Here is a 12,654-nt window from a genome sequence, read left to right as displayed (position 1 = left end):
CTGCAGGATGGCGGTGTTGAATGAAGGAAGGAGTGAGCCATGAGCATTGTGATCCTGGGGATCGATCTGGGCAAGAACAGCTGCAGCGTGGTTGGACTGGATGCCAACGGCAAGGTCGTCGTGAGACGGCGGATGCGCCGTGATGGGGTGATCACCTTCGCCTCACGGTTGACACCTTGCATTATGGCGATGGAAGCGTGCTGCGGGGCGCACCACATGGGTCGTGCGCTGGCCGCGCTGGGGCACGAGATCCGGTTGATGTCGCCGGAATATGTTCGCCCCTACGTCAAGGCACAGAAGAACGATGACCGGGACGCCGAGGCGATTGCGGAAGCGGCCACCCGTCCGACCATGCGCTTTGTCGAACTCAAGAGCGAGAAGCAGCTTGACGTTCAGACGCTGCACCGGGTGCGCGATCGTCTGGTCGGGGAGCGAACCTCCCTGACCAACCAGATCCGCAGCCTGCTGCTGGAGCGCGGGCACGTCGTGGCGCAGGGTCACGGGCGGATGCGGCTCTTGCTGCGCGATCTTCCGGATGATGGCGCCGACGCCTGAGCCCACGCATGGCGTTCCTGCTTGGAGACATGCGCGCGCGTCGGGAAGAACTGGGACCGTCGCATCGCCGCCTTCGACGCCGAGTTTGTAGCCATGGTCCGAAGTGATGACAGGGCACGACGGCTGACGAGCATTCCGGGCATTGGAGTGCTCAATGCGACCGCGCTGGCGGCCGCGGTTGGCAACGCTGCCACCTTCGGCAAGGGCCGAGATCTAGCGGCCTGGCTGGGTCTCGTGCCTCGTCAGGCCACGACCGGCGGCAGGCCAAGGCTCCTCGGGATCACGAAGCGGGGCAGTCGCTATCTCCGCAAGATGCTGATCCAGGGCGCGCGTTCCGCCATGCCGACACTGGCGAGGACAAACACCGCCGTGGGTGTCTGGTTGCGCGGGCTGCTGTCACGTTCTCATCCCAATGTCGCCGTCGTCGCGCTTGCGGCCAAGATGGCCCGAACTGTCTGGGCGCTCCTGCGCCACGAACGGATCTACGACCCTGTGCCGTTGGCGGCGGGCTGACGAAACACGCGTCCGAGTCCTCGGACGGACACGACAAGCTGCGAGTGGTGAGAGGAAGATGGCCTGACAGTTGAACGGCGTCTCGAAAGCCTCCGGTCAAAAATGGTCTCCGAGACCGGCCCCTTTATGAGGATCGGGACGCGCGGATCTCCATCTTGGCAGCGGCTCTGGCGCCGACATGCCGTACGTTTGTGCAGACTGATCACGCTGTCACCCAATCGGCGCTTGCACCGGGGCGGGCCATACGTTGGAGCGGCAGGCTGGAGGCCCGTGCGATGCGCCTTCAGGCAGGTCGCGTCGATCATGATCGTCTTGTGCTCGGCTCTCTCGGCCGCCAGGCCCATCATGATCCGGGCGAAGACTCCGTTCTCGCTCCAACGCTTCCAGCGATTGTAGAGGGTCTTCGCCGGCCCATACTCCCTGGGCGCGTCGCACCACCGCAAGCCATTGCGATTGATGAAGATCATGCCGCTCAACACACGCCGGTCGTCGACACGGGGCTTGCCATGGCTCCTGGGAAGGAACGGCTTCAGGCGCTCCATTTGCGCCTCGGACAGCCAGTAGAGGTTGCTCATCGGTCAGGTCTCCTTGCGAGGCCTGAATCACGCGATCCGCCCAAAGCAAATGGGTCTGGAGCCTAGGTTTCGGCCCAGAACCCTGCAATTTCGGCCCGCCGCATGAAGCACCGTCCCCGCCCGCCCGAGCAGAACGACCTCTTCCGACCCCGCCTCGTCGACATGATCGACCTGCGCCACGGGTGACGTCCCTTCAAATGGTGTAGCTCGCCGGTAGCACCGCCGCCCGCTCGCGCGCTCACATCAAGCGCCGTAGCGGGCGGGCGGCGGTGCGGTGGTCATCGGGTTTTTCGGATGGGTCGGGTTGCTGAGCCAACCTGAACCGAGGAATGTCCCCGATGGGCGTTGTTGCAGAAAGCCGCCTTGAGGCGTGACTTCCCCTTTCCCCCCGGGACGTCAGGCGACGCGGACGATCTCGGCGGTGTCGAGGGCGTTGAAGCGGTTCATGAGAGCGACGCGGATGTGGATCTCGGCGGTCTGACGGTCGGGGGTGAGCCATTGGAACGCCATTGGTCCGAGAGACAGTGGCGAACGCCATGATGCGTTCACCTAAGGCCTTGAGCCGAGCCGGTGAGCGCCACCGGTTCGAGCGAACCGGCGAGGGCATCTTCGCCTCGATCCGGCTGCGGGCGTGGTAGCCCGTCCATCGCTTCCAGAACGCCCGGCCATAGTGACGGGTGGCGCGCAGGGTCTCGTTTCCGGCCCGGGCGGCGGGGCCATCTTCCTTCCATGGTCGGCCGTTCCTGCGGATCGGTATGACGGCTGTGGCGCGGCGCTCGACGATGGCCGTGTGGCAGCGTCGCGTGTCATAGGCGCCGTCGCCGGTCACGGTGCCGATCTCCTCATCCTCGGGGATCTGGTCCAGCAGCTCGGGCAGGACAGGGCTGTCGCCGTCGCGGCTGGGGGTGAATTCGACGGCGCGGATGTCGGACGTGGTCCCATCCATGGCCAGATGCACCTTGCGCCATTGGCGCCGGCCCTGCGCCCCATGCTTGCGGACCTGCCATTCCCGTTCGGCAGGCTTACGCATTCGGGGCTGGAACGATCCACTGGATCGTTCCCGATTGCCCCTCATCACTGGCGCCACGGTCCTGCCTCACCCAAGGAACTTGATCCCGGTGCTGTCGACCAGCAGGTTCAGCGGGCCGGCGGCGCAGCGGTACGGGATGTGGACAGCCAAGGACGTCTGCCGCCGGCAGAGGGTGGAATAGTCCGGAACCGGCCAATCCAGCCCGGCCAGGCGCAGGAGGCTGGCCACCATCCCGGCGGTCTGCCTCAGCGGCAGCCGGAACCAGGGCTCCGCCCGTTCAGGGCTGAAAACGGTCCTCAGGACCGTTTTCCGGGCGCCCTTCACCCTTGATCGACAGGCAGAACTGGATCGCCGCATCCGAGAACAGCGGCGGCCGCCCAGGCCTGCCCTCAGGTGGCGCGAGCCAGGCCATCTCCCTGTCCAGCCAGATCAGCAGCGACCCGCGCCTCCGGAGCGCCTGGTTGTAGGTGGCCAGTTCGTCGTGCGATGGCGGGGGCGTGCAGGCTTCGTCATGCTTCCCGTCTAACGCCATGGAGCCGTGACGTGAATCCTTCCGGGCGGAAGTTCTGCAACAATGGCGAGCGGATCTGGCGACCAGACGGAGGGGGATCAGGAAAGGGGCCCAGTGGGGCGCTTCCCCGACGACGTTCAAGGTCCCCTCGAGGCAGCCAAAACGTATGGCCCGCCCCGGTGCAAGCGCCGATTGGGTGACAGCGTGATCAGTCTGCACAAACGTACGGCATGTCGGCGCCAGAGCCGCTGCCAAGATGGAGATCCGCGCGTCCCGATCCTCATAAAGGGGCCGGTCTCGGAGACCATTTTTGACCGGAGGCTTTCGAGACGCCGTTCAACTGTCAGGCCATCTTCCTCTCACCACTCGCAGCTTGTCGTGTCCGTCCGAGGACTCGGACGCGTGTTTCGTCAGCCCGCCGCCAACGGCACAGGGTCGTAGATCCGTTCGTGGCGCAGGAGCGCCCAGACAGTTCGGGCCATCTTGGCCGCAAGCGCGACGACGGCGACATTGGGATGAGAACGTGACAGCAGCCCGCGCAACCAGACACCCACGGCGGTGTTTGTCCTCGCCAGTGTCGGCATGGCGGAACGCGCGCCCTGGATCAGCATCTTGCGGAGATAGCGACTGCCCCGCTTCGTGATCCCGAGGAGCCTTGGCCTGCCGCCGGTCGTGGCCTGACGAGGCACGAGACCCAGCCAGGCCGCTAGATCTCGGCCCTTGCCGAAGGTGGCAGCGTTGCCAACCGCGGCCGCCAGCGCGGTCGCATTGAGCACTCCAATGCCCGGAATGCTCGTCAGCCGTCGTGCCCTGTCATCACTTCGGACCATGGCTACAAACTCGGCGTCGAAGGCGGCGATGCGACGGTCCCAGTTCTTCCCGACGCGCGCGCATGTCTCCAAGCAGGAACGCCATGCGTGGGCTCAGGGCGTCGGCGCCATCATCCAGAAGATCGCGCAGCAAGAGCCGCAACCGCCCGTGACCCTGCGCCACGACGTGCCCGCGCTCCAGCAGCAGGCTGCGGATCTGGTTGGTCAGGGAGGTTCGCTCCCCGACCAGACGATCGCGCACCCGGTGCAGCGTCTGAACGTCAAGCTGCTTCTCGCTCTTGAGTTCGACAAAGCGCATGGTCGGACGGGTGGCCGCTTCCGCAATCGCCTCGGCGTCCCGGTCATCGTTCTTCTGTGCCTTGACGTAGGGGCGAACATATTCCGGCGACATCAACCGGATCTCGTGCCCCAGCGCGGCCAGCGCACGACCCATGTGGTGCGCCCCGCAGCACGCTTCCATCGCCATAATGCAAGGTGTCAACCGTGAGGCGAAGGTGATCACCCCATCACGGCGCATCCGCCGTCTCACGACGACCTTGCCGTTGGCATCCAGTCCAACCACGCTGCAGCTGTTCTTGCCCAGATCGATCCCCAGGATCACAATGCTCATGGCTCACTCCTTCCTTCATTCAACACCGCCATCCTGCAGAGGGCGGCGGGAGGGGCGGGCCATCCATAAAGGGGGGCGCGCACGTCAGATCGGGCGCACCAAGGGGAGCATGAACACCAAGTTGCACGCCGTCGCCGATGCGAAGGGGCGGCCGATCGGGTTCTTCATGTCCGCTGGACAGGTCAGCGACTACACCGGCGCGGCAGCGCTGCCGGGCAGCCTGCCGAAGGCGGACTGGTTGCTGGCAGACAGGGGCTACGATGCGGACTGGCTGCGAGAAGCGTTGAAAGACAAAGGGATGAAGGTCTGCATCCCGGGCCGGAAATCGCGCAAGAAGGCGGTGAAATACGACAAGAGGCGTTACAAGCGCCGCAACCGCATCGAGATCATGTTCGGCCGCCTCAAGGACTGGCGACGGGTTGCTAGCCGATACGACCGATGCCCGGACACCTTCTTCTCCGCTATCGCACTCGCAGCCATCGTCCTGTTCTGGCTCTGACAATCAATGAGTCGGGAGCCTATGAAAACCTGCAGACAATGGCGACAGAAAACGCGGGTTCACACAGTAAATCAAACACTTTCCCGTTGTTCAGGCCGGACTACATGGCCCTTATGCGCCACGACTGCGGGACTGAGCGGGTCAGCTCTGGTGCCGGGTGTCGGTGGCCGACGCCCCGCATGACCGGCAATGTCTCTGCCGAATACCTTCCCAAGCGCAGACCGCTGGCGGGAGCTGCCCCGCACATTGAAGAAGAGTATGAGGGTCGTGTCGGGGAGTGCTAATTTTGGCTCCCGGACAAATCCGGGGCGGTGCCTCAGTCGCTGTAATCGCACGTGAATGCTCCCGGTTCGCCGTCTTGTACGTAAGCCCAGCCGCTGTCGCCATAGAGTGCCTGGCGGTTCTTCTCCTCATTCGCCAAAGCTGCACCAAACTTGGCTTTAATCTCTGACCGGGAAGCATCGAAAAGGAAGGTTTCGCTCGAGTAATTGTATGAGAGTCCAAATTCGAAAATCATTCTGGAGAGCGGGACACCGTAATAGGTTGCCCTGACCGGAATCCCGATGCGAAGAATGTCGTCATTCTTGCGGGCAGTTGCGGTGCCGACCGGATAGCTTCCTCCGAAAGGCCAAAAAACATCCGAATCGAGCTTTTTGCTGAGGTATCCATTCGAAGCGGATGCGTCTACGGCATACGCCTGATACAAAGTCTGCAGGAAGGCGCCATAGCTTTCCGGGCCTGCACAGGATTCAATTCCGCGCAAGTCATTGTCATAGCTTGGCACGCTCTCCCGTTGCCCGGAGAAAAAGCGGAGGGTTTCACCTGAGCGCGAGGCGACAGTGACATATCCGTTAGGTTCAACGACGAGAAATTGTGCCGGGATGCCGTTAACTTCCGATCTGCAACCTGCGTTTTGATCTCCCCGGCGCACATCGAGAGTCTTGCCTGTCGGCAAGTGGACCTCGTACGTGTCGAAATTGCACCGGTCTTCATTTGCGATTCTGGCGAGCCCTGATCGAGCAACAGTACAGATGCCGTCGAATATTACGCTGCCAGAATGGTCTGACATAATGCAGGGCCCGACAGCCTGGGCGTTGCCGTCCGCGCCCGCGGGACCGCAGCTGATCATAAGCCGGATCGCAAGAAATGCGACCAGTATCCGGTCCGGGAGACTGTACAGCACGGCGGTACCCTGCGCTAGAGCTGCGTCTTGACGCGCGCGCACTGATACGTGCCGGCATCCCGTTCTTCCAGCTTCAGATTGCCTTTCGCCGAAAGCCGATCCACCACGAAGGACCAAGACTCCGTGTACCAGTCTCCCATCCAACCACCGGAGAAATAGATCTCCGTGTTGGTCAGCCAGTGATGCACCACCCCTTCGGAATGGTCGCCGTAATCCTGCCAGCGATCAACAACCCTGCTGATGCTCGCGCGTCCCGTTGGATAGGATAGAGACCACCACCCGTTGGGCGCACACGGTGTCAATGTCAGCGACGAACTCGCCCTCGATACAGGCCAGTTGGTGGCCGTCGAAGTTTCCTCCATTCAATTTTATCCGGATCACCGGCTTGCCTTCACGCGTGCATTCGATCAGATCCGCGGCGGCAGCCGCGGCTGGCAGAAACGTGATGACAAGGGCTGCGGCGGGAAGATGCATGGCTCTTTCTCCTCGTGACGAACGGCAAGGACGGTGCAGGGCAGGCTTTAACAAGTCGTCAAGAGCGCTGATCCAGAAAGCACATCATTGCTTCCAAGGCCTTTCAATTGCTGTCGAGGGACTGAACCGCGCCGGGTTTGCCGGCAACTGTATTCAGGTTGGCTGAGTCTCCCGAAAGCAGGTTCCGCCCAAGATCATGCTGTTGAGCTCGCTGAGCAGCTTCCTGGCCGTCGCAGTCAAAGCGGTTTTCACCGGTTTTCCTGCATCCTGCAGCTTCTTTCGGAACGCTTTGAACGTCGCCGAATGACGTGACGCGTGCAGTGCAGCGAGATAGAGGGCGGTCCTGACGGTGGCCCTTCCGCCACCGATGACACGTTTCCCGTTGCGTTGGCCGCTATCCCGGGCAATCGGCGCAAGGCCGGCGAGAGCTGCGATCCTTCGGCGATCTGTTGTGCCGATCTCAGGCAACTCGGCCAGAAGAGTGGCCGCGACGATCGTGCCGACACCGGGCACCGACTGCAGCGGGCGATCGGTTTCGGCCAGTTCGGGCGAAGACTGAATGATCTCCGCGATCCTTGTCTCGACCTTTTCGATCCGCCGCTCGAGGAGCAGGATCAAGCTCCTGATGTCGGACCGGGCCTCGCAGTCTGTCGTCTGCTGAAGTCTGGTCACCTCCTGCTTTCGCATCTCAACCAATTGACGGCGCCGGGTAATCTGCGCCAGAAGTGCCTGCCGCGTCGGTGAGCCGGGCGGGGTCTGCGGTGGCTGCAACCTTTGACCAAAGGTCGCGAGCATCCGGGCATCGACACGGTCGGTCTTGCCGATCACCCCCATGGCTCACGCAAAATCGCGGGCCTGACGGGGGTTGACGCAGGCTGAAGCTGGCCTGGGCAGCCTCAAGGCCGTCGCGCAGCACCCGGTCATAGCCGCCGCTGGCCTCGAAGATCACCCAGACACCCTCGCGCGCCGCGGCCCGGGCGAAGCTGCGGACACTGGGCAGTGTGTTTTCTATGCGCTTGGCACCACGAGCCGGATGGTAGATGTCGAGCCACGCCTTGGCGACATCGACGCCGATGTAGTTCTGGTCCATCATGTCTCCTGTTCCTGTTCTGCGGGGTCTGCGCCAACAGCCCCAATCAACTGTTCAGGATGAATGCGAAGAAACGGGCGGCTCCCTTGCCGGCAAACGGGCTTCGTCGATGGCCCCGGAGGCTCGCGGGATGCCGCCCGCACCATCCTTCATCATAGCGGATTCTGCAAAGACAGGAGGCTCCAACTCCTGAGTAAGGTGGAGCATCATGGGCAAGACCACGAACAAGTTTTCCCCCGAAGTGCGCGAACGTGCCGTGCGGCTGGTTCTTGAGAACGAGGGCCAGCATGGCTCGCGCTGGCAGGCGATCGCGGCGAGGATCGGCTGTTCGGCCCATACCCTGAACGAGTGGGTGAAGAAGGCCGAGGTGGACAGCGGCCGGCGCCCGGGCATCCCGACCGATATGGCCGAGAAGATGAAGGCGCTCGAGCGGGAGAACCGCGAGTTGCACCAGGCGAGCGAGGTCCTCAGGAAGGCGTCGGCGTATTTTGCGATGATCGACGGCAGTGCGGCACTGCTTCAGCGCTGCCTGAGATGCTCGACCACCGGTCGAAGTGATGGTGGGTTTCATTGACGCGCATCGGGATGCGCACGGGGTCGATCCGATCTGCAGCATGCTGCCGATTGCGCCGTCCACCTACTATGAACATCTGGCCAAGCGGGGCGATCCGTGCCGGCTGTCAGACCGCGCCCGCCGCCGCGAGGGGCTGGATGTCGCCCGCTGCACGGTGGCAAGGCTGATGAGGGACATGGCTATTCAAGGCATTATCCGCGGCAAGCCGCACCGCCAGTTCCGGGTGCCCGCACCGAACATGCTCTGGGTGAGCGATTTCACCTAAGTCGCGACCTGGAGAGGCTTCGTCTATGTCGCCTTCGTCATCGATGCCTAGGGGAGCGCACTCTCGAAAGTCAGCGACCATACGAAAGCGCACGCGCCCGGGACCTCTCGCAGTGCTAAACGCGATGGTCCTCAAGAGATACTCATGAACATGTCGTCCACGACGCAGCCTCAGGACCGGACGCATCCTCTTCGCAGGAAGCCTGGCAAGGTTGAAGCTGCCGGCGAGCCAGCGATGTGCCCGCTTGGCCGGGACCCGGAAACCGGGCGGCGGTCGGACCTGTCCGAGGCGCCCTTGCCCCTTGCGCAGGATCTCCGCCAGAAGACGGCCGCGCTTCACGAACGGGTTGAAGTGCTCCTCGGCCTGCCCGACAGCATCGTGGACCGGGCCAATTACATCGCCTGGCTCGGGCATTATCTTGCGCTTTACGAACCGCTCGAAAGCCGGATGGCCGCCTTCGACGGCTGGACGGAACTGGGGCCTTTCAACCCGGACCCAGGCCATTCGCGGCGTCTGATCCAGGATCTCGACGCCTTCTGCATCGACGCGCGGACCGTTGAGCGCGCGCCCGCCGCGAGTTGCCCGGCGCTGACCAGCTTTGCCCAAGCGCTCGGCGCGCGCTATGTGCTCGAAGGGTCGGCGCTTGGCGGCAAGGTCATCCTGCGCCACCTTCGGGCGCGCCTCGGCGACGAGATCGGGGAAGCAACCGCCTTCTTCGGCGGCCCCTACCATGCCGAGGCGACGCTCTGGCGAACCTTCAAGGGCGCGCTCGAGCGGTTTGGCGCGGAGCATCCCGACGAGAGGGCGGATGTGCTGGCCGGAGCCGTGGCCACCTTCACGGCGCTGCTCGAGTGGTTCACTCCCTTCATGGCAGAGCGGCGGGCGTGACCGCCCCGCGCCGACTGAAGGATCTTTGCAATGCTCGTCCGAAAGGGATAGGCACCGATTTCCGCGAGCGGAAGGACGCATCATCATGACGACGCCGGCGGCCGCATTCGACACTTCGATCTGCGAGATGGAACCCATCGCAACGCCCGGCGCGATCCAGCCGCATGGCGCCCTCGTCACGGCGCGGGCCGACAGCGGCCTCGTCGCCCATGCCAGCGCAAACCTGGACGAGATCCTCGGCTTGCCTGCGGCCTCGGTCCTCGGGCTGCCCATCGGCGCAGTGATCGGGCGCGTCAACGAGATCCTGCTGCGCGAGGCCCGCCGTCGCGGCTCCGAGACGCTGGAGGCGATCGGGTCCCTGCGCAGGGCGGACGGGCGGCTGCTGCATCTCCATGCCTTCCAGTCCGGCAACTACATGTGCCTCGACATCGAGCCGGAGCGCGACGAGGCCTGCCCGCTGCCCCCCGGGGCCACCCATTCGGTAATCGAGACTTTCTCGGGCGCGACGACACAGGTGGAATTGTGCGAGCTTGCGGTGCATGGGCTGCGGCAGGTGACGGGCTACGATCGGGTGATGGCCTATCGCTTCGGCCCGGACGGCCACGGCGAGGTCATCGCCGAGCAGCGCAGGCAGGATCTCGAGCCCTACCTCGGCCTGCGCTACCCCGCGTCGGACATACCGCAGATCGCGCGCGCGCTCTACCTGCGCCAGAGGGTGGGCTCGATCGCGGATTCGCGCTACCAGCCGGTGCCACTGCTTGGCCATCCCGAGCTTGACGGTCGCACACCCCTCGACCTGACGCACAGCTCGCTTCGCAGCGTTTCGCCGATCCACCGCGAATACATGCAGAACACGCACACGGCCGCCAGCCTGACCATCGGGCTGGCCGACGGAGAGAGGCTGTGGGGCATGCTGGTCTGCCACAACATGACCCCCCGGATCGCCGGCCCCGAGCGGCGAACGGCGGCGGGCATGATCGGGCAGGTGGTCTCGCTGCTGCTGAGCCGGCTGGGCGAGGTCGAGAATGCCGCCGAGAAGCTGGCCCGGCAGGCGACGCTCTCGACGCTGGTCGAGCGGCTTTCCGTCGGCGAGACACTGGCCGCGGCGATCGTCGCGGCAGATCCGCTGCTCCTCGACCTGGTCGGGGCCAGCGGGGCGGTCGTTCGGCTGGCAGGGCAGGAGCTGCGGTTCGGCCAGACGCCACCCGCCGACGCGGTGCAGAAGGCCCTGGACATCCTGGGCCACACCCTGCCGCCAGAGGTGCTGCCCATCGACGATGTCACCCTGCGCTATCCCGAGCTGTCGGAACTGGCCGCGGCGGGAAGCGGCATCCTGCTGCTCCCGCTGTCCTCGGGCGGCGGAGACCTCATCGCCTGGTTCCGTCCCGAGCACCTGCAGACCATCACCTGGGGCGGCAACCCGGCCGAACATGGGACCTGGAACCCGCTAACCCAGCGGATGAGCCCGCGCGCCTCGTTCGACGCCTGGAAGGAGACGGTCACGGGCCGCTCGCTTCCCTGGACCTCGATCGAACTGGGCTGCGCACATGAACTGGGCGAGGCGATCACCGCCGAGATGGCGCAGCGCACCCGGGCGGAACTCGCCCGCCTGCGCCACTACGACCCGCTGACCGGCCTCGCGAACCGCAGCTTTCTCCAGGAGCGTCTGGCCGACGCGGCGCTGACCGGCGGGCCGGATGTGGCCCTGCTCTTCATCGACCTCGACCGGTTCAAGGCGGTGAACGATTCCATGGGCCACGGTGTTGGCGACGGGCTGCTGATCGAAGTGGCGCACAGCCTTGTGGCGAGTGTGCGTCCGGAGGATCTGGTGGTCCGGCTCGGTGGCGACGAGTTCGTGGTGCTGTGCCACGGGCTGGACAGAGGCGGGGTGATGAAGCTGGCCGAGCGGCTGCGGCAGGTGCTTGAGCAGCCCTTCGAAGTCGCCGGCTGCAAGTGCCACATCTCGGCCAGTATCGGGATTGCCACTGCCGACAGTATCGGCGACCTCGATCTGGTGCGCGCGGCCGACATTGCGATGTATGCGGCCAAGAAGAACGGCGGCAACCGGGGCGAGTTGTTCCGGTCCTCGCTCTACGAAGAGACAACGCAGCTCGTCGAGCTTGACAACGACTTGCGCGACGCGCTCGAGAGCGACCAGTTTCACCTTGCCTACCAGCCGATCTTCGCACTGGCCCCCGAGAAGGAGAGGCTTGTGGGTTTCGAGGCGCTGCTGCGCTGGGAACATCCGCGCTACGGTGCGCTTCAGCCCGGCATCTTCATTCCGATGGCCGAAAAGCTGGGCCATATCCATGTGCTTGGCGACTGGGTGCTGCGCAGTGCCATCCGGCAGGTGATCGCGTTCCGGTCTGCCGGCCGCGGGCTTGATCTGAAGGTCAATGTGAATGTGTCGCCCAGGCAGCTGGCGAAACCGGAATTCCCGGCGCGTCTGGCCGACATCCTCGGGCAGATGCCGGACCTGCCGCCCCAGGCGCTTTGCCTCGAGATCACCGAGACATCCCTGAGCGACGAGGCCGTCTCCGAGGCTCTGGTCTCGATCCGGGCGCTTGGGGTCCGGATCGCCATTGACGACTTTGGCACGGGCTTCTCGTCGCTGGCCTGCCTGCGCCGCCTGCCGGTGGATGTCGTGAAACTCGATCGTGCCTTCCTGAACAATTCCTGCCCCGAGCCGGAGGACGGCAGGTTCTTCGCAGCGGTCAACGGTCTCATCCATGCGGCGGACCTGACGGTGGTGCAGGAAGGGGTCGAGACGCCCGCCCAGCTTGCCTTCATTCGCGCAGCCGGCGCCGATTTTGCCCAGGGCTTCCGCCTCGCACGCCCTCTTTCCATCCGTGGCGCGCTCGATTTGATCTCGATATCACAGCAGGACCTGCCGTCCTTGCCTGCTCCATGATCGCGACGTGAACTTATTGGCCATTTCATGGCCGCCGGCTGCAGAAGGCTCCAGGGGACCGTTGTGCTTCGGCCAAGTGGACAATGCCTGACCCTCCGACGGCTACCCGTGCGGGGAAGTCGAGTGAGGATGACCCTGCGGCCGTG

7 protein-coding genes, 6 pseudogenes and 1 other annotated feature are annotated in these 12,654 nt (G+C 64.4%); of the genes and pseudogenes, 5 read left to right on the top strand and 8 right to left on the bottom strand.

Translation table 11 applies throughout. The features are described 5' to 3' along the window. The first annotated feature begins 39 nt into the window (after positions 1-39). Positions 40-1,068, top strand: a pseudogene (locus tag CK951_RS17095) (IS110 family transposase). A gap of 269 nt (positions 1,069-1,337) precedes the next feature. On the opposite strand, the pseudogene CK951_RS17090 reads toward CK951_RS17095, so the two are convergent. The 3 pseudogenes from CK951_RS17090 to CK951_RS17080 all read right to left on the bottom strand — a co-directional run. Further along, positions 1,338-1,643, bottom strand: a pseudogene (locus CK951_RS17090) (transposase); the annotation flags it as partial. Positions 1,644-2,039: 396 nt separating this feature from the next. After that, positions 2,040-3,186: pseudogene (locus CK951_RS17085) on the bottom strand (IS5 family transposase). Positions 3,187-3,594: 408 nt separating this feature from the next. Next, positions 3,595-4,624, bottom strand: a pseudogene (locus CK951_RS17080) (IS110 family transposase). 61 nt (positions 4,625-4,685) lie between these two features. On the opposite strand from CK951_RS17080, the pseudogene CK951_RS17075 reads away from it, so the two are divergent. Beyond that, positions 4,686-5,123 (top strand): annotated as a pseudogene (locus tag CK951_RS17075) (IS5 family transposase); the annotation flags it as partial. Positions 5,124-5,439: 316 nt separating this feature from the next. Here CK951_RS17075 and CK951_RS21165 read toward each other — a convergent pair. The 5 genes from CK951_RS21165 to CK951_RS21155 form a co-directional block, all read right to left on the bottom strand. Beyond that, positions 5,440-6,306 carry a hypothetical protein gene (locus CK951_RS21165; RefSeq protein ID WP_157764625.1) on the bottom strand — a complete coding sequence of 289 codons (867 nt, stop codon included), beginning with the start codon at positions 6,304-6,306 and terminating at the stop codon, positions 5,440-5,442. Positions 6,307-6,320: 14 nt separating this feature from the next. Beyond that, entirely contained in the window at positions 6,321-6,494 is a 174-nt protein-coding gene (locus CK951_RS21160; RefSeq protein ID WP_157764623.1) for a hypothetical protein, read from the bottom strand. A gap of 37 nt (positions 6,495-6,531) precedes the next feature. Continuing rightward, entirely contained in the window at positions 6,532-6,780 is a 249-nt protein-coding gene (locus CK951_RS17070; RefSeq protein WP_096787445.1) for a hypothetical protein, read from the bottom strand. Between the two features lie 153 nt (positions 6,781-6,933). Continuing rightward, positions 6,934-7,398 carry a transposase gene (locus CK951_RS17065; protein WP_157764621.1) on the bottom strand — a complete coding sequence of 155 codons (465 nt, stop codon included), beginning with the start codon at positions 7,396-7,398 and terminating at the stop codon, positions 6,934-6,936. Positions 7,399-7,468: 70 nt separating this feature from the next. Next, the gene (locus CK951_RS21155) at positions 7,469-7,873 is read right to left on the bottom strand and encodes a hypothetical protein (protein ID WP_157764619.1); all 405 of its coding nucleotides are present in this window, start codon (positions 7,871-7,873) and stop codon (positions 7,469-7,471) included. A gap of 205 nt (positions 7,874-8,078) precedes the next feature. Here CK951_RS21155 and CK951_RS17060 point away from each other — a divergent pair. The 3 genes and pseudogenes from CK951_RS17060 to CK951_RS17050 all read left to right on the top strand — a co-directional run. Beyond that, a pseudogene (locus tag CK951_RS17060) lies at positions 8,079-8,706 on the top strand (transposase); the annotation flags it as partial. After that, positions 8,351-8,502: a sequence feature (AL1L pseudoknot), on the top strand. (Overlaps the previous pseudogene by 152 nt.) Before the next feature lie 237 nt (positions 8,707-8,943). Next, entirely contained in the window at positions 8,944-9,597 is a 654-nt protein-coding gene (locus tag CK951_RS17055; RefSeq protein WP_232520772.1) for a biliverdin-producing heme oxygenase, read from the top strand. 85 nt (positions 9,598-9,682) lie between these two features. Next, positions 9,683-12,508 (top strand): EAL domain-containing protein, encoded by a 2,826-nt coding sequence (locus tag CK951_RS17050; RefSeq protein ID WP_198402499.1) that lies wholly within the window; start codon positions 9,683-9,685, stop codon positions 12,506-12,508. Positions 12,509-12,654 lie beyond the last annotated feature (146 nt).

This window comes from Rhodobacter sp. CZR27 (genome assembly GCF_002407205.1).
Taxonomy (GTDB): domain Bacteria; phylum Pseudomonadota; class Alphaproteobacteria; order Rhodobacterales; family Rhodobacteraceae; genus Cereibacter_A.
The sequence above is the reverse complement of the archived record's forward strand: the minus strand, read 5'-3'. Positions and strand labels throughout refer to the sequence as shown.

Coding starts and splice junctions, on each gene's coding strand:
- CK951_RS21155 (WP_157764619.1), bottom strand. CDS start 7,873: ATGATGGACCAGAACTACATCGGCGTCGATGTCGCCAAGGCGTGGCTC.
- CK951_RS17070 (WP_096787445.1), bottom strand. CDS start 6,780: ATGCATCTTCCCGCCGCAGCCCTTGTCATCACGTTTCTGCCAGCCGCG.
- CK951_RS17055 (WP_232520772.1), top strand. CDS start 8,944: ATGTGCCCGCTTGGCCGGGACCCGGAAACCGGGCGGCGGTCGGACCTG.
- CK951_RS17050 (WP_198402499.1), top strand. CDS start 9,683: ATGACGACGCCGGCGGCCGCATTCGACACTTCGATCTGCGAGATGGAA.